Raw genomic sequence first — 16258 nt, 5'->3', positions numbered from 1 at the left:
CGTGGTTCCGGCCGCCGCGCAGAAGCCGGTGGACGTCGAACTGGTCCTGGCGATCGACGTGTCCGGCAGCGTCGACCCGGACGAGGCGAAGCTTCAGCGCAACGGCTATGTGCAGGCCCTGCTGAACCCGAAGGTGCAGGAAGCAATTCGCGGCGGGCCGTTCGGCCGGATCAGCGCCACCTATGTGGAGTGGGCGGGGGAAAGCCACCAGCACACCGTCGTCGGCTGGACCGAACTGAGTGATCCGGCCAGTGTCGAGCGCTTCGCCGCCAGCGTGGCGGAGGCGCCGATGATGACGGAGCAGTGGACCTCGATCAGCGCGGTGATCGACTTTGCCGTCCCGCTGTTCGGCAACAACGGGTTCGAGGGCACGCGGCGGGTCATCGACATTTCGGGCGATGGCGAGAACAACCGTGGCCGCCCGGTGGAGGAGGCGCGCGACGCCGCGGTCGCCCGCGGCATCACCATCAACGGGCTGCCGATCCTGAACGACCGCCCCAACCCCTGGGGCGGGGCGGCGCCGAACGACCTGGAAGCCTATTACCGCGACCATGTCATCGGCGGCCCCGGTGCCTTCCTGGTGCCCGCCCGCGACTTCGACGCCTTCGCCGACGCCATTCTCAGCAAGCTGCTGCTGGAGGTGTCGGGCGTCCAGCCGGGCGGGCGGGGGCCGGATTTCGCCGCCCGCTGAACCGTGGAGGAGGTCAGTTCACCGCCCGGTCGATGGCGCGGCCGGCCTTCTCGGCAGGACCCGGCGGATCGATGGCGTCCTTGACGCTCTGGCCGGCCTTGTCGATGGACTCGCCGGCCCGTTCGGCCGGACCTTCCTGGTGGCAGGCGGCCACGGCGACCAGCGGCAGGACCAGGGCGGCGGTGCGCAACAGTGTCAGCATAGAGAGACTCCTTCGCTTATGGTGCGCGGCGATCCCGAGAGGGACGCCACGCTGCGGTGCGATAGGGAACGGCACGGCCGGGCTGCGGGTTCGCCCGCCTAGCCGATTGCTCCGCTGACGGTCACGCTTGGGCTCGGAGTTGCGCAAAAGGGGTAAATCCCCGCGGACGTCCCCGCATTTTGTGTTCTACGGTCAACTGCCCGCCGCGCTGCCCGTGCCACTCTTGCCCCACGATGAGATGGGCGGGAGGCCGGCATGGCTGGGTACCATTGCGATCTGGGGCGGCAGCGCCACCGCTTCGACGACCTGAAGGCGGTGATGGCCTGCGCCTCGCCGCGGCGGTCGGGGGACGAACTGGCGGGCATCGCCGCCGACAGCGACGAACGGCGGGTGGCGGCGCGCGTGGTGCTGGCCGACCTGCCGCTGAAAACCTTCCTGACCGAGGTGCTGGTCCCCTACGAGACCGACGAGGTGACGCGCCTGATCATCGACCGCCACGACGCCGACGCCTTCCGGCCGGTGGCGCACATGACGGTCGGGCAGTTCCGCGACTGGCTGCTGTCCTATCAGGCCGACACCGCCGCGCTGGCGGCCCTCGCCCCCGGCCTGACGCCGGAGATGGTGGCGGCGGTGTCGAAGCTGATGCGCAACCACGATCTGGTCTCGGTCGCGGCCAAATGCTCGGTGGTCACCCGTTTCCGCACCACGGTCGGGCTGCCGGGGCGGCTGTCGAGCCGCTTGCAGCCCAACCACCCGACCGACGATCCGACCGGCATCGCCGCCTCCACGCTCGACGGGCTGCTCTACGGCATCGGCGACGCGGTGATCGGCATCAACCCGGCGACCGACAATGTGCCGGCCTGCATCGCGCTCCTTGAGATGCTGGACGCCGTGCGCACCCGTTTCGACATTCCGGTGCAGTCCTGCGTGCTGGCCCATGTCACCACGACGATGCAGGCGATGGAGCGCGGGGCGCCGGTCGATCTGGTGTTCCAGTCCATCGCCGGCACCGAGAAGGCCAATGCCGGCTTCGGCGTCACCCTGTCGCTGCTGGCCGAGGCGCAGGAAGCTGCCAAGTCGCTGAAGCGCGGCACCATCGGCGACAACGTGATGTATTTCGAGACGGGGCAGGGATCGGCGCTGTCGGCCGACGCCCATTTCGGCGTCGACCAGCAGACGGTGGAAACCCGCGCCTATGCCGTCGCCCGCGCCTTCGACCCGCTGCTGGTCAACACGGTGGTCGGTTTCATCGGCCCGGAATATCTCTATGACGCCAAGCAGATCACCCGGGCCGGGCTGGAAGATCATTTCTGCGCCAAGCTGCTCGGCGTGCCGATGGGCTGCGACGCCTGCTATACCAACCATGCCGAGGCCGACCAGGACGACATGGACGTCCTGATGACGATGCTGGCAACCGCAGGCGTCAATTTCCTGATCGCGGTGCCCGGCGCCGACGACGTCATGCTGAATTACCAGAGCCTGTCCTATCACGACGTGCTCGGCCTGCGGCATCTGCTGAAACGCCCGCCGGCCCCGGAGTTCGAGGCGTGGCTGGAGAAGGCCGGCTGGCTCGACGAGCAGCGCCGGCTGCCGCCCTGGCCCGACCAGAGCCTCGTCGTCTCCGCCCTGCTGGGGAGTGCGGCCTGATGAGCGACACCCAGAAGGATCCGTGGGCGCGCTTCCGTACCGCCACCCGTGCCCGCATCGCGCTGGGCCGCAGCGGCGACGCCCTGCCGACCAAGGCTCTGCTGGAGTTCCAGCTGGCCCATGCCCGCGCCCGCGACGCCGTCCATAGTGCCGTCGATTTCGACCGGCTGGCCGCCGACCTGTCGCCGCGGGAGACCATCCGCGTCCACAGTGCGGCACCCGACCGCCCGACCTATCTGCGCCGCCCGGACCTTGGCCGCCGGCTCGATCCGGCCAGTGCCGCCGGTCTGCCGGCGGGGCAGTGGGACCTGCTGTTCGTGATCGCCGACGGGCTGTCGGCCGCAGCGGTGCAGGTCAACGCCGCTCCGCTGGTCCATGCCTGCGTCGCGCGCCTGGGGCACCTGCGCATCGGCCCGGTGGTGCTGGCGGAACAGGCCCGTGTCGCGCTCGGCGACGAAGTTGCGTCGGCTATGGGCGCCCGGCTGGTGGCGCTGCTGGTGGGCGAGCGGCCCGGCCTGTCGGCGGCGGAATCGCTGGGGGTCTATCTGACCTGGGAGCCGAAGCCCGGCCGTGCCGATTCCGAACGCAACTGCATATCGAACATCCATGCCGACGGCCTGTCGATCCAGACGGCCGCCGACAAGCTGTGCTGGCTCGCCACCGAGGCGGCGCGGCTGAAACTGACGGGGGTCGCCCTGAAGGAGGACGCCCCGTCGCTCCCCGGTCCGGACAACCAGAAAAACCAACTGACCGACCGGTCGTGAGAGAGCGCCGCCAACGGCATCAACGCCTTGAATTGCAAAGCCTTGAACAGGGGCAGGAGGCAACATGTCTGGGAACACGAAACCTGAACTGAGCAAGAGCCTGAGCGGGCTCCATCTGTGGGGCATCGCGGTGGGGCTGGTGATCTCCGGCGAATATTTCGGCTGGAGCTATGGCTGGGCCGCCGCGGGAACGCTGGGCTTCCTGGTCACCACGATCCTGATCGCGGCGATGTACACCACCTTCATCTTCAGCTTCACCGAGCTGACCACCGCCATTCCCCATGCCGGCGGTCCCTTCGCCTACAGCTACCGCGCCTTCGGACCCAAGGGCGGTTTCGTCGCCGGTTTCGCCACGCTGATCGAGTTCGTCTTCGCGCCGCCGGCCATTGCGCTGGCGATCGGTGCCTATCTGAACGTGCAGTTTCCCGGGCTCGACCCGAAGACCGCGGCGGTCGGCGCCTACATCCTGTTCATGGGGTTGAACATCGCCGGCGTGTCCATCGCCGCCACCTTCGAGCTGTTCGTCACCATCCTGGCGATCATCGAGCTGGTGGTGTTCATGGGCGTCGTCTATCCCGGCTTCTCCTGGGCCAACTTCACCGCCAACGGCTGGGCCGGGCAGGCCAGCTTCAGCAAGGACGCGCTGGGCGGCATCTTCGCCGCGATCCCCTTCGCCATCTGGTTCTTCCTGGCGATCGAGGGGGCCGCGATGGCGGCGGAGGAGACCAAGGATCCGAAGCGCACCGTGCCGCGCGCCTATATCGGCGGCATCCTGACGCTGGTGGTGCTGGCCTTCGGCACGATGATCTTCGCCGGCGGCGTCGGCGACTGGAACGCTCTGTCCAACATCAACGACCCGCTGCCGCAGGCGATGAAGGCGGTGGTCGGTGAATCGAGCGGCTGGCTGCACATGCTGGTGTGGATCGGCCTGTTCGGGCTGATCGCCTCCTTCCACGGCATCATCATGGGCTATTCGCGCCAGATCTTCGCGCTGTCCCGCGCCGGCTTCCTGCCGCCGGTGCTGGCCCGTCTGCACCCGACGCGCAAGACCCCGCACTGGGCGATCCTGGCCGGCGGCGTGATCGGCATCGCCGCCATCTATTCCGACGAGCTGATCCAGATCGGCGGCCAGCCGCTGACCGCCAACATCGTCACCATGTCGGTCTTCGGCGCCATCGTCATGTACATCATGAGCATGGCGGCGCTGTTCCGCCTGCGCGCCACCGAACCGGCGCTGGAGCGTCCGTTCCGCGCGCCCTTCTATCCGGTGTTCCCGGCGATCTCGCTGGTGCTGGCGGTGCTGGCCCTGGTGACGATGGTCTACTACAACACGCTGGTGTTCGGGCTGTTCGTGGCGCTGTTCGCGCTGGGCTACCTGTTCCACCTCGCCACCGCCGGCATGCGGGTGAAGGCCGGTGCCTCCTCGGGGCTGACGCACATGGATGCGTTCACCGAGGCGCGGACGATGGTGGACTGAGCGGTGGACTGAGTGGCGGATTGAGAGCTTCGGCTGGTTGACGTCAGGGAAGGGGGCGCCGGTCTTCGGCGCCCCCTTCCTGTTTGCCCTCACTCCGCATCGTGACTTTGGATGAAGCTGCGGATTTCCGGCAGGATCGCTTCGCGCCAGCGGCGGCCGTTGAAGATGCCGTAGTGGCCGACGCCCTTCTGGAAATGCGTCTTGCGCATCCCGTCCGGCAGCGACGAGCACAGGCGCTGCGCCGCGATGGTCTGGCCGGGGGCGGAGATGTCGTCCAGTTCGCCTTCCACCGTCATCACCGCGGTCTTGCGGACCGCCGCCGGCTCCACCCTGCGGCCGCGCGACATCATGGTGCCGTTGGGCAGGGCGTGCTTCTGGAACACCGTCTCGATGGTCTGAAGGTAGAAGTCCGCCGACAGGTCCATCACCGACAGATATTCGTCGTAGAAGCGGCGATGCTGTTCGGCCGAATCGCCATCGCCGCGGACGAGGTGGCGGAACAGGCCGACATGCTCGTTGATGTGGCGGTCGAGGTTCATCGACATGAAGCCCGACAGCTGGATGAAGCCGGGATAGACGCGGCGGAAGGCACCCGGATAATAGACCGGGACCGTGGTGATCACGCTGCGTTCGAACCACTTCAGCGGATGTTCCATCGCCAGCTTGACCGGCACCGTCGGGTTGGCCATCGGGTCGATCGGGCCGCCCATCAGGGTCATGCTGCGCGCCTGCACCGGCTCGTCCGCCGCCGCCATCAGCGACACCGCCGCCATCACCGGCACCGCCGGCTGGCAGACCGCGATGACGTGGGTGTTCGGTCCCAGAAAGCGGATCAGTTCCGCCACCGTGTCGATGTAGTCGTCCAGGTCGAAGCGGCCGGCAGACATCGGCACCAGCCGCGCGTCGATCCAGTCTGTGATGTAGACGTCATGGTCGCGCATCAGCGCTTCCACCGTGCCGCGCAGCAGCGTGGCGTGGTGGCCCGACATCGGGGCGACCAGCAGCACCTTCGGCTGGCGTGGCGTGCCTTCCGGCTTGGCGAAGTTCAGCAGCTTGCAGAAGGGGGACTGCCAGACAAAACGTTCGGTAACCGGGACGGTCTGCCCGTCGACCACCGTTTCCGCCAGCCCGAAGGCGGGCTTGCCGAAGCGGCGGGTGGTCCGCTCCACCAGCTCGGCCCCGGCGGCGACCGCCCGGCCCAGCTTGGTGTAGGACAACGGCATCAACGGGTTCTGGAAGGTGTGCTGAGCGGCTTCGGCCCAGAAACGCATCGGCCGCATGGCGGCATGTTGCATGTCGTACAGGTGATACAGCAAGTCAGATCCTCACGTCACGGCTGCCCCCGGCCGGCCAGGGTCGGTTATTCCTTCGACCACATATTGATCGTATTACCAACCATATCCTTCGTCGGGGGTCGCGTATAGGTCAAGAGCCTTTTCGCATTTGCAAAGCTCTGTTGTTAAAAGAACATTGCGGTGCACAAAAAATTATCAACCGCAACGATCCCGCTATGACCCCGGCGTATGATTCCGTTGGTCATGCTGACGTTCTGGGGCGGCCCTCGACGATCAGGGGACGGCGAGCACCGCGCGGACCGGCAGATGGTCCGATGCCCGACGGGTAAGGATGGTGCGGATCACCTCGAAAGCGGGGATCTGCAGGCCTCCCGTCACATAGATGCGGTCGAGCCGCAGGGTCGGCATGCGGGCGTGGAAGCTGCGCGGGTTGGCAACGTCGGCGAAGGAGGCGGCCAACTGGCGCAACCGGGGGGAACTGGGCGTCCATTCGTTGAGGTCGCCCATGAACAGGGTGGGCAGTTCCGGTTGGCTCTCCACCCGCGACACGATCTCGCCCACCTGCTTGGCCCGTTCCCAGGGGTCGAGGCCGAGATGGGCGACGATCACCCGTACCGGGCGGCCCTGCACCTCCACCACCGCGTCGATGCCGCCGCGCGGTTCGCGCTTGCCGACGGACAGATCCATCGTCTCCATCGACCGGACCGGCAGGCGGGTCAGCAGGCAATTGCCGTAATGGGCGCGCTCGCTGTGCTTGGTCGGGCCGGCATAGGCCGTCAGCCCGGTGTTGCGTTCCAGGAAGGCGAACTGGTCCATCCCCGATTCGCCGCGATGGTGCCAGCCGACCTCCTGCAAGCCGATCAGGTCGACGTCGAGGTCACGGATCACCTGGGCGATGCGGTCGGGGGCGAAGCGGGCATCCAGGCCGACGCAGCTGTGGATGTTCCAGGTGGCGACGCTGAGGGCCGCCATGCCGTCCGGGACGGGGGAACTGCGGCGGTCGGCACGGCGGGGGCGGCGGGCACGGGCGGCGCGCAACGCGGCGGCGATGCGCTGGACACGGTCACGGCTGAAACGGATCACGGTTCCAAAATCCTTTCGTCTGCCCTGTCGTCTTGCCGGTCCTCACCGGGCTTGCCTCCGCCCGAACGGCCGAGAATCCTGCTGGTCAGCCAGCCGAGCCCGATCGCCACCGCCGCCATCGCCATCAGCAGCACGATGTCGCCGGCCCCGGGGTTGGTGATGGTGCGTTCAAGCTGGTGCCCGAGCAGGTTGAAGGCAAGGATGCCGGGCGCAAGACCGACCATGGTGCCGATCACATAATCGCCGAAACGCAGCTTCGACGCACCGGCGGCGAGGTTCACCACCGTATAGGGCGCCACCGGCACGGCGCGCACGCCAGCCACCGCGGCGATGCCGCTGTCGGCCAGCTTCTCGTTGAGGCGGGCGATCAGCGGGCCGCCATGGCGCTCCAGCAGGTCGCGTCCCGCTATCCGCCCGGTCCAGAACATCGCGACCGCCGAGGCGACCGCCCCGGCCATGGCGGTGGGGAAGCCCCACCACGGCCCCATGACGATGGCGGTGGCGGCGATCATCACGGTCAACGGGAACATGACATAGCCGCCGGCGACATAGGCCAGCATCAGCCACAGCGGCGCCAGCGGGCTGTCGCCCAGACTGTGGAAGACGGTCAGCACGGACTCCAGCGTCGCCCATTCCCGCAATGCGCTGTAGCGCCACATGCCCCACAGCCCCAGCAGCGCCAGGATGCCGGCCAGCGTCAGCCAGTGGCGGGTGCGCGGGATGCGCGACGGCAGCACCCGGCGGACGATCTCCACCGCGCCGACCGGATGTTCGGGATCGAAGACGCGGGCGTCGGCGACCGCGGCGGCCAGCCCGTCCGGTTCAGGGTCGTGCAGCGGTTCCAGCGTGCGGCCGACCGGCTTGCGCAGCGCCTCGATGGCGGCGGCGAGCGAGCCCAGCCGCCGGTGCGCCTCCGCGACCTCCGCCGGGGTGGATCCCAGATGCTCGGCGATCAGGTCGTTGCGGGTATGCAGGATGGCGCGGCGGGTCTCCGCATGTTCCGGCCCCGGCCCGGCCTCCAGCGCCAGGTCGCATTCGGTGTCGAGCCCCATCGAGCGGTTGTTCAGGTTGGCGGAACCGATGCGCAGCAGCCGGTCGTCCACCACCATCACCTTGGCATGGACGGTGATGCAGGCGCCGCCGTCGGTCAGGGCGGCGAACAGGCGGAAGCGGTCGTACCGGTCGGCCTCGCGCAGCTCGCGGGTCAGCCGGGCGCGGGCACCGAGCATGACGGTGTTCTCCAGCCAGCTGGTGGTACGCACCGGATTGACGACGATCACCTCCGGTCCGTCCTCCTCCGCCAGCCGGGCCTTCAGCGCCTCGGCCACCGCTGACGAGGCGAAATACTGGCTTTCCAGATAGATGACGTCACGTGCCTGGGCGATGGCCTCCAGATGGAGGGCCTCGACCTCGCGCACCTCCTCGCGCCCGTTGCAGGCGGGGTCGGTGCGGGCGATTCCGACGCGGACGTTGCGCAGCATCGGCTCGAAGCCAGACGGCCAAGGGTCGGCGGCCAGCGGGTGGCGGCGGGCCGGGCGTCCGGGCTGCGGGGCGGGGGGCGTCAGCCGCTCGCCGGTCGCCCGCGCCCAGCGGTCGCGGAACATCTCGCCCAGCGCGCGGGCGGCGTCGCCGTCCACCGCCATCATCACGTCGTGGAACGGCTCGTAGGGCTTGCCGTCGGGCTGGCGCCGCCGCGGGTCATGGGCATGGTGGGCGCGGGTGTCCCAGCGGTTGGCGGTGACGTCCAGCCCGCCGCAGAAGGCCAGCCGGTCGTCGATCACCAGAAGCTTCTGGTGATGGCAGGCGCCTGTCGGGTGGTCGCCGTCCAGCCGGTATTGCAGGCGGCGGTGGGTCAGCCAGTTGCGCAGCATGAAGGGGTGCGACCAGCGGGCGAGGTCGAACAGCTCGGCATAATCCCACTTCAGCACATGGATGTGCAGGTCGGGCCGGGTGGTCGCCAGCCAGTTCAGCAGCGTGCCCAGCCGGTCGGGCCGGCGCGGGCGGCGGGTCTGCGGCATCAGCCGGATGCGGGCATCGAAATCCCAGGCGGTCATGTAGATGCTGCGCCGGGCCCGCCGCATGGCGGCCTTGGCCAGCGCGAAGTAATCCTCCGCATCGACGATCACGCCCAGCCGCGCGGTGTCCTCCACCCGCCAGCAGGTCCGCCCCGGCTCCAGGATCGGCCGCGGCATACCGGCCGGCCCGGCGAGGTCGGGCGGCGGTCCGGCTGACGGCAGGGGCTGGGGAGACTGGGCGTACATGGCGTCCGATCGGGTGCGTGTCCTTGGTCATAACATGTGGGAAGGCCATTCCTTCCCCACCCTTCGCCATTTGGTGAAAGCCGGTGGGAATTGCAGCCACCCAGGCCACGCTGGCGGTCAAAAAATCGGGCGACGGAGGGCTCCGTGGTTGCCGATTGACCTCGCTCAGTGCGAGCGGAGCGGAGGCGTGGCAGGACTGCCCTGTCGCCGGGCACCAGTTTCAAGGGGACCGCAGAGCATGAAGATCGCCGTCGGCACCACGGATTTCGCCACCATCGCCACCCATGGCGGCCGCACCCGCCGCTTCCTGGTCTATGAGGCCGGGGTCGGCACCGACCCGGTCGAGACAGGGCGGATCGAGCTGGGGGAGGAGGAGGTTCTGCACCTCTGCGGCGACGGCCGACCTCACCCGATCGATGCGGTGCAGGTGGTCATCACCGGATCGTCCGGTGCCGGCTTCGTCGCCCACATGAAGCGCCGCGGCATCGAGCCGGTGACGACGATGGAAACCGACCCGCTGCGGGCGATCCGCGGCTGGTTCGCCGGCACGCTGGAACCGGCGCCCGAGCCGGCTCACCCGCATGAGCACCATGACGGTGACGGGCATCGGCACTAAGGGGATGCACGACTCACACCGGGAAGCTGACGCTGGCGGTCGTTCCGGCGGCGTCGCTGTCGGTGGAGAGCGTGTCGCCCAACTGGCCGGCCAGCGCCTCGGCCAGCATCAGGCCGTCCTCCGCCGTGGTGTCGAACCCGGCGGGCAGGGCGCGGCCGTTGTCCTCCACCGTCAGGCGGGCGCGGCCGCTGTCGCCCTGCTGGCGCACGGTGATGCGGATCCAGCCGTCGTCGGGGAAGGCATGGTGCAGGCAGCTCGTCACCAGCTCCGCGATGATCAGGCCAAGCGGCATCGCCTCGTACAGGCCGATCTGGATCGGATCGGAATCGACGGTCACCGGCACGCGCGACAGGGCGCCCGGCGTGCCTTCCCGCACGGCTTCGCAGAGCGCTGTGACGTAACGGCCGAGGTCGACATGGGTACCGGCGCCGCTCTCGTGCAGCTGTCGGTAGAGGATCGCCAGCGCCTCGATGCGGAGCATGGTCTGTTCGTAGGCGGCACGGGCATCGGGGTCGCGGATGCGGCCGGCCTGAAGCTTCAGCAGGCTGATGACCAGCTGCAGGCTGTTCTTGGCGCGATGCTGCAGTTCCCGCAGCTCCGCTTCCAACTCCTGGATGCGCGCCGCAAGCTGGTCGGCCGGGGACGCGCCGGACATGCCGGACGCGATGCCGTCGCCGGTCTGGTCCGGAGGAGAATAGGCGGTCTGCGACCGCGGAAGCATCGGCATGGGAACGGACTCGGCTCGATCGTCACGGGTAAGCATCGTCGAAAACATTCGTCAATCTAAGCGCTTGTCCGGCCGGCCCCACCGGTTCTGAGGGAGTAATCCGCCGCGCCTAGCCGATATGACCGGCCGGTATGGTGGGGATGACATGACGGTTGCGCCGCATCCTGCCGTATGCCCGCAGGCACGTCCAAAAGAAAGATTGTATCCCTCGGTTGCACTCGCAAGAGTGCCGCGATGACGATGCGCAAAAGACTGCTCTGGAGCTTGGCTCTGGTTGCCCTGTCCGGCGGCTGCGCCGCCGTGGTCGGTGCCGGCGGTGCCGAACCCGGTCCGGTCACCGCCTCCGTGGTGCCGCTCGACCGTGGGCGGCCGGACAAGGTCGCGGTCGGGCCGCTGCGCTTCCTGGGTGGTCTGGACATTGCCGGCGGCGAGCGCGTTGGCGGGCTGTCCGGCCTGTGGGTCGATCCGGCCGGCGATCGCTTCGTCGCCATCGGCGACACCGGGCTGGTGGTGGATGGCCGGCTGGGAACCGATGCCGGCGGCCGGCTGGCCGGTCTGTCGGAGGTCCAGGCCCGTCCGCTGACGGTCGAGGAGGGGATCTCCCACCGCAAGCGCCGCACCGATGCCGAGGATCTGACACGCCTGCCCGACGGCGGCTGGCTGGTGTCGCTGGAACGCGATCACCGCATCCTGCGCTACAAGGCCGGCAAGCAGGGCGGCGAGCATGGGCCGGACGGCATCCCGACTCCGATCCCCCTGCCGCCGGGCATGGACGGCACGCCGGAGAATGGCGGGCTGGAGGCACTGACCCTGCTGCCCGACGGCCGGCTGCTGACCATCGAGGAGGGCAAGGAGGACGGCCGTCAGGACCGTCGTGCCTGGATTACGAAGCTGGGCCTTTCTGGAGACGGCGTGCCGCGCAGTGCCGCCGACTGGCAGCCCTTCACCTATCGCACCGCGCCGCGCTATCGCCCGACCTCCGTCGCCCCGCTGCCGGACGGCGGCGTGCTGGTGCTGGAACGCCGGGTGTCGCTGCTGGGCGGCTGGTCGTCGCGGCTGGTGCGGGTGGCGGCGCGGCAACTATATGACGGCGCCGTAGCCGGCGCCGTGGTGAACGGGGAGGAGCTTGGGCGTCTGGAGGCGCCTCTGGTGAACGACAATTTTGAAGGCATCGCCACCCGGTCGGGATCGGCGGGGGAAACGCTGGTTTATCTGATCTCCGACAACAATTTCAGCTCGCTCCAGCGCACCTATCTGCTGCTGTTTGCTCTGCACGGCCCGTCTTCCTGACCGTTGCGCTTCGACCAAAGTCGGAGAGGGCCGCCGGACATTTGACAGGGTGGCGTCCCTGCGGCTAGCTGGCCGGAGATGGTTGCGAGGAAAACAATCGTGCCAACAAACGATAAGGCAGGACCCGTTGCGGCGCCGGCCGTGCCGAGCACCGGGCGGGCAGCGCTGCTGACCCTGCTGGCGATGCTGGCCTTCGCCGCCAACTCCATCCTGTGCCGGCTGGCGCTGACCCAGACTGCCATCGACCCGGCCGGCTTCACCCTGGTGCGCATCGCGGCGGGTGCCGCCAGCCTGTGGCTGATCGCCCGTGCCACCGGGCATGCGAAAGCGGGGCCTGGGGCGGGGGCCGGAAGCTGGCGCGGGGCGGCGGCGCTGCTGGCCTATGCCGCCGCCTTTTCCTTCGCCTATCTGACCATGACGGCGGGGACCGGGGCGCTGCTGCTGTTCGGGGCGGTGCAGGCGACCATGATCCTGGTCGGGCTTTCCCGCGGCGAACGGCTGGTGCCGCTGCAATGGGGAGGGCTGGCGCTGGCGCTCGGCGGGCTGGCCCTGCTGCTGGCCCCCGGCCTGTCGGCGCCGGATCCGCTGGGGGCATTGCTGATGGCGGCGGCGGGCGCTGCCTGGGGTGTCTATTCGTTGCTCGGGCGGGCCAGCCGCGACCCGATCGCCACCACCGCCGGCAACTTCCTGCGCGCTACGCCGATGGCGGCGGTCCTGGCCCTGCTGGCGGCGTGGGCAGGGCCAGTTTTCGGCGGTGGCCTGCGCTGGGACCAGGGCGGGCTGGTCTATGCGGTGCTGTCGGGAGCACTGGCGTCCGGCGTCGGCTATTCCATCTGGTATGCGGCACTGCCCGCTTTGACCGCGGCCCGCGCTGCCTCGGTCCAACTGAGCGTGCCGGTCATCACCGGGCTTGCCGCGGTGCTGGCGCTGGGGGAGCGGATTACCCCGATCCTGGCGATATCGTCGCTCGCCGTGCTGGGCGGCATCGCCCTGGTCATTGTCGGCAAGACTCGGCGGGCGTGAGGAAACTCCGCCTCAGGCCGGGGCGGTCTGCGTACGTCCCGGGGCCCGCTTCAAGGTCGGCAGATCGTCGGAACGGCTGCGCAGCCGGGAGGGCGGGAACAGCACCGTGGCCGTGGTGCCGCGGCCCAGCACGCTGGACAGAACGAAGCGGCCGTCCTGCAATTCCACCAGCGACTTGACCAGCGGCAGCCCCAGCCCGGTCCCGGCATAGCGGCGGGTGTGGGAGTTGTCGACCTGATGGAAGGGCTCCATCACCTGCTCCAGCTCCATGGCGGGGATGCCGATGCCGGTGTCGCTGACCCGCAGGCGCAGGCTGCGTGCCGCGCGGTCGGCCTCGACGAGGATCCGCCCGCCGGGCGGGGTGAACTTCACGGCGTTGGACAGCAGGTTCAGCAGGATCTGCCGCACCGCACGGGGATCGGCATAGAGGACGGGGAGGGAGATGGGCAGCGTCGCCGTCAGGGTCACGCCCTTTTCCACCGCCAGCGGTTCCATCTGGCGCAGGCATTCGCCGATCAGTTCGCCGACCGCCAGGTCCTCCTGGTGCAGCACATATTTGCCTGATTCTATCTTGGTGGTGTCGAGGATGTCGTTGATCAGGCTCAGCAGATGCTGGCCGGACTTGCGGATGTCGCCGACATATTCGGTCTGTTTGGCCGACATCTGGCCGAAGATGCCGCTTTCCAGTGCCTCGGCGAAGCCGATGACGGCATTCAGCGGCGTGCGCAGTTCGTGGCTCATGTTGGCCAGGAACTGGGTCTTGGCCCGGTTGGCGGCGTCGGAGACCTGCTTGGCGGCGATCAGCTCCGCCTCGATCCGGTGGCGGGCGGCAATGTCCTGGATCAGCCGCTGCTGGCTGTCGCGCAACGCCCGCTCGCCGTCCTGGAGGTCCGCCAATGCCCGTTCGCGCCGCTCCGCCTCGCGCAGCAGGGCGAGCGTCATCGCCGCCAGCACCAGCGTCCCGGCAAGGTCGACCGCCGCCAGCACCATCGCCTTCGACCACCAGTGTGCCAGCACCGCGTCACGCGACGCGGAGACCGTCACCGCCAGCGGCATGTCGTCCGACGCACGATAACTGAGGATTCGGCGCGGCCCGTCGACGGCGCTGTCCAGTGACAGGGTGCCCGTCCGCGCCTCCTTCAGCAGCGTGGTGAACAGCGGCAGATGGCGGGCGGAACGGCCGATGAAGCCGTCATGGTCGGGGAAGCGGGCGATCACCGGCCCGTCGGCGTGATAGAGCGTGATCACCGCGTCGCCGGACAGCGGCAGCGTCTGGTAGAAGCTGCGGAAGGCCATCGGCTCGATCACCGCGACCACCACGCCGGCGAAGCGGCCGTCGGACGTGTCGAGCCGCCTGCTCATGCTGATGAACCAGGTGCCGGAGGTGCGGCCGCGCACCGGAATCCCGACGAAGACGGCATCGGCACCGCCCGCAACCAGCCCGTCGCGGTGGGCCATCAGGTAATCGCGGTCCGACAGGTCGATCCCGGCCGGCTCCGTCGTCTTGGTGTCGTGGATCAGCCTGCCGTCGGCCGACACCACGAGGATGGCGCGGATCAGCGGCGACAGGGCCGCCTGACGGCGCAGAAGGGCGTGGACGTCGGTGTCGCCGCGGTCCCAGCTGTCGGTGCGGACGGCCAGCACCTCCACGACGCCGGCCAGGATCTTCGACACGCCGGACAGGCTGTCGGTGGCATGGCGCTCCAGAACCAGCGCCATCGACGCGCCGTCCTCCTGCGCCCGGGCCAGTGTTTCGTCACGCTGGTGCAGGAGGTCGTAACCGACCATGGCGTTGATGCCCAGGATCAGCGCCACACCGAATGCGCCCATTCCCCCTTTGAGACGCGAGATCAAGCGACGGCCCGCCGTGTCCGGTCATGGATCGGCCGATCCTACACCGTGTATCGGGTCGCCGGAAGTCGCCTTGTCGTGGAACAGGCTGAGCCGTTCTTCTCTTAGAGGCGGACGGAACCGCTGGAATAGCGCTCCGCGGTCGAATGGCCGATCGAGTTCAGCACCGCTGCCGTGCCCAGCGCGATCACCGCCGCGGCGGCGAAGCCGAGGAGCATTGCCTTCATCCCATCTCTCCCTGACGCGTGAGCGAAATCATTCGCATAAAAGCAAAGCGGCCAGGGCGGCGCAATCCGCGCTTTCCCGGAGTCCTGCCGCCGAAGGTCAGATCTCGTCGGGGTCGACCAGCGTCAGCGAGATGACGTTGCCATCGATCAGCACCTTGCCCGCATGCTCGAAATTGACCGTGATGCGGTTGCGGATGGCCGACTGCACCTGCCCCAGCCCCCAGTCGGGCTGGTCCGGGTGGCGCACCCAGGCGCCCGGCACCAGCGAATCGTCCATGTCGGATCCCATCCATCACACTATTGTACATAGGAAATGCGATCGCCTGTGCGGCGGCGCCGGGAAAGTATAGAATCTCCGGCACCGTGCCGTCGCCGTTCCTTTTTTCGGAGTCTGCCTCGTGACCGAATCGTCCTCCCGCCCCGTCAGCGTCGACATCCGCGTCCTGGAACTGCTGGCGTCGAAGCTCTGCCACGACCTGGTCAGCCCGGTCGGCGCCATCCGCAACGGGCTGGAACTGATCGAGGAGATGCAGGAGGACGAGGAGGACGGACCGGCGGTCGGCGGTTCCATCGGCGGCTTCCTGGGCGAGGCGGTGAAGCTGATCGACCATTCCTCCGGTCAGGCCGACCGCCGGCTGCGGGTGTTCCGGCTGGCCTATGGGCTGGCCGGGCGCGACCAGAAGGGCTTCGGCGATGCCCGCGCCGCCGCCGCCGGCTATGTCGAGGGTGGGCGCACCCGGCTGGACTGGCCGGAACGGGTGCCCCACGACATGACCGCCCAGCGTCGCGGCGTGGTGAAGCTCGTGCTGAATCTGGTGATGCTGGCGGACGAGGCGCTGACCCATGGCGGGCTGGTTTCCGTCGCCGCCGACGGCGACGAGACGTCCGGCCGCATCACCGTCACCGCCGCCGGCCGGCCGGGCACCCTGAACCCGGAGGCCGCGGCGGCGCTGGCCGGCACGGCGACGGCCGAGGCGCTGAGCCCGCGCACCATCCACGCCTATCTGGCCGGCCGGCTGGCGGAGAGCGACGGCTTCCGCATCGCCGTCGCCACGGAAAGCAGCGAGCGGCTGGTCTTCACCGCGGAGTGGTGAGACTCCTCGG

16 protein-coding genes are annotated in these 16258 nt (G+C 68.9%); 8 read left to right on the top strand and 8 right to left on the bottom strand.

What is annotated here, in order from left to right; all coding sequences use genetic code 11:
* The first annotated feature begins 28 nt into the window (after window positions 1-28).
* A complete protein-coding gene (locus tag J2848_RS10820) occupies window positions 29-691 on the top strand; it encodes a DUF1194 domain-containing protein (RefSeq protein WP_246193801.1) in 663 nt (220 codons plus the stop codon).
* A 13-nt stretch (window positions 692-704) separates the two neighbouring features.
* Here J2848_RS10820 and J2848_RS10815 read toward each other — a convergent pair whose 3' ends face one another.
* Complete coding sequence (locus tag J2848_RS10815; RefSeq protein WP_246193800.1) at window positions 705-893, bottom strand: hypothetical protein; 189 nt, start codon at window positions 891-893, stop codon at window positions 705-707.
* Window positions 894-1148: 255 nt separating this feature from the next.
* On the opposite strand from J2848_RS10815, the gene J2848_RS10810 reads away from it, so the two are divergent.
* The 3 genes from J2848_RS10810 to eat all read left to right on the top strand — a co-directional run bounded on the left by J2848_RS10810 (window position 1149) and on the right by eat (window position 4781).
* Window positions 1149-2540, top strand: a complete 1392-nt coding sequence (locus J2848_RS10810) for an ethanolamine ammonia-lyase subunit EutB (protein WP_149231020.1) — start codon at window positions 1149-1151, stop codon at window positions 2538-2540.
* Window positions 2540-3304 carry an ethanolamine ammonia-lyase subunit EutC gene (gene eutC / locus J2848_RS10805; protein WP_149231019.1) on the top strand — a complete coding sequence of 255 codons (765 nt, stop codon included), beginning with the start codon at window positions 2540-2542 and terminating at the stop codon, window positions 3302-3304. Before J2848_RS10810 ends, eutC begins: the two co-directional genes overlap by 1 nt.
* Before the next feature lie 64 nt (window positions 3305-3368).
* A complete protein-coding gene (eat, locus tag J2848_RS10800) occupies window positions 3369-4781 on the top strand; it encodes an ethanolamine permease (protein ID WP_149231018.1) in 1413 nt (470 codons plus the stop codon).
* A gap of 89 nt (window positions 4782-4870) precedes the next feature.
* Here the strand turns inward: eat and J2848_RS10795 are convergent, their stop codons facing one another.
* From J2848_RS10795 to J2848_RS10785, 3 genes are all read right to left on the bottom strand, one after another.
* The gene (locus J2848_RS10795) at window positions 4871-6097 is read right to left on the bottom strand and encodes a polyhydroxyalkanoate depolymerase (protein ID WP_149231017.1); all 1227 of its coding nucleotides are present in this window, start codon (window positions 6095-6097) and stop codon (window positions 4871-4873) included.
* A 252-nt stretch (window positions 6098-6349) separates the two neighbouring features.
* Window positions 6350-7159, bottom strand: coding sequence for an endonuclease/exonuclease/phosphatase family protein (locus J2848_RS10790; protein WP_149231016.1), 810 nt, complete (start codon window positions 7157-7159; stop codon window positions 6350-6352).
* On the bottom strand, window positions 7156-9420 hold the full coding sequence (locus tag J2848_RS10785) for a VTT domain-containing protein (protein WP_149231015.1): 2265 nt from the start codon (window positions 9418-9420) through the stop codon (window positions 7156-7158). The genes J2848_RS10790 and J2848_RS10785 overlap by 4 nt, the downstream gene beginning before the upstream one ends.
* A gap of 238 nt (window positions 9421-9658) precedes the next feature.
* Between J2848_RS10785 and J2848_RS10780 the strand changes: the two genes are divergently transcribed.
* Entirely contained in the window at window positions 9659-10036 is a 378-nt protein-coding gene (locus tag J2848_RS10780; RefSeq protein ID WP_149231014.1) for a NifB/NifX family molybdenum-iron cluster-binding protein, read from the top strand.
* Window positions 10037-10049: 13 nt separating this feature from the next.
* Here the strand turns inward: J2848_RS10780 and J2848_RS10775 are convergent, their stop codons facing one another.
* Window positions 10050-10763: a sensor histidine kinase gene (locus J2848_RS10775; RefSeq protein WP_246193799.1), complete on the bottom strand. Its 714-nt coding sequence runs from the start codon at window positions 10761-10763 to the stop codon at window positions 10050-10052.
* Window positions 10764-10997: 234 nt separating this feature from the next.
* Here J2848_RS10775 and J2848_RS10770 point away from each other — a divergent pair, with 234 nt between their 5' ends.
* Together J2848_RS10770 and J2848_RS10765 are read left to right on the top strand one after the other, a co-directional pair.
* Window positions 10998-12053 (top strand): esterase-like activity of phytase family protein, encoded by a 1056-nt coding sequence (locus tag J2848_RS10770; RefSeq protein ID WP_149231012.1) that lies wholly within the window; start codon window positions 10998-11000, stop codon window positions 12051-12053.
* Window positions 12054-12152: 99 nt separating this feature from the next.
* A complete protein-coding gene (locus J2848_RS10765; protein ID WP_246193798.1) occupies window positions 12153-13076 on the top strand; it encodes an EamA family transporter in 924 nt (307 codons plus the stop codon).
* A gap of 12 nt (window positions 13077-13088) precedes the next feature.
* On the opposite strand, the gene J2848_RS10760 is transcribed toward J2848_RS10765, so the two are convergent.
* From J2848_RS10760 to J2848_RS10755, 3 genes are all read right to left on the bottom strand, one after another.
* Entirely contained in the window at window positions 13089-14906 is a 1818-nt protein-coding gene (locus J2848_RS10760; protein WP_149231011.1) for a sensor histidine kinase, read from the bottom strand.
* 125 nt (window positions 14907-15031) lie between these two features.
* On the bottom strand, window positions 15032-15154 hold the full coding sequence (locus tag J2848_RS35880; RefSeq protein ID WP_281288555.1) for a hypothetical protein: 123 nt from the start codon (window positions 15152-15154) through the stop codon (window positions 15032-15034).
* Window positions 15155-15251: 97 nt separating this feature from the next.
* Window positions 15252-15431 carry a DUF3553 domain-containing protein gene (locus J2848_RS10755; protein ID WP_149231010.1) on the bottom strand — a complete coding sequence of 60 codons (180 nt, stop codon included), beginning with the start codon at window positions 15429-15431 and terminating at the stop codon, window positions 15252-15254.
* A gap of 121 nt (window positions 15432-15552) precedes the next feature.
* Here J2848_RS10755 and J2848_RS10750 point away from each other — a divergent pair, with 121 nt between their 5' ends.
* Window positions 15553-16248, top strand: coding sequence for a histidine phosphotransferase family protein (locus J2848_RS10750; protein WP_149231009.1), 696 nt, complete (start codon window positions 15553-15555; stop codon window positions 16246-16248).
* Window positions 16249-16258: the final 10 nt, after the last annotated feature.

It is taken from the genome of Azospirillum lipoferum (genome assembly GCF_024170005.1).
Taxonomy (GTDB): Bacteria; Pseudomonadota; Alphaproteobacteria; order Azospirillales; family Azospirillaceae; genus Azospirillum; species Azospirillum lipoferum.
The sequence above is the reverse complement of the archived record's forward strand: the minus strand, read 5'-3'. Positions and strand labels throughout refer to the sequence as shown.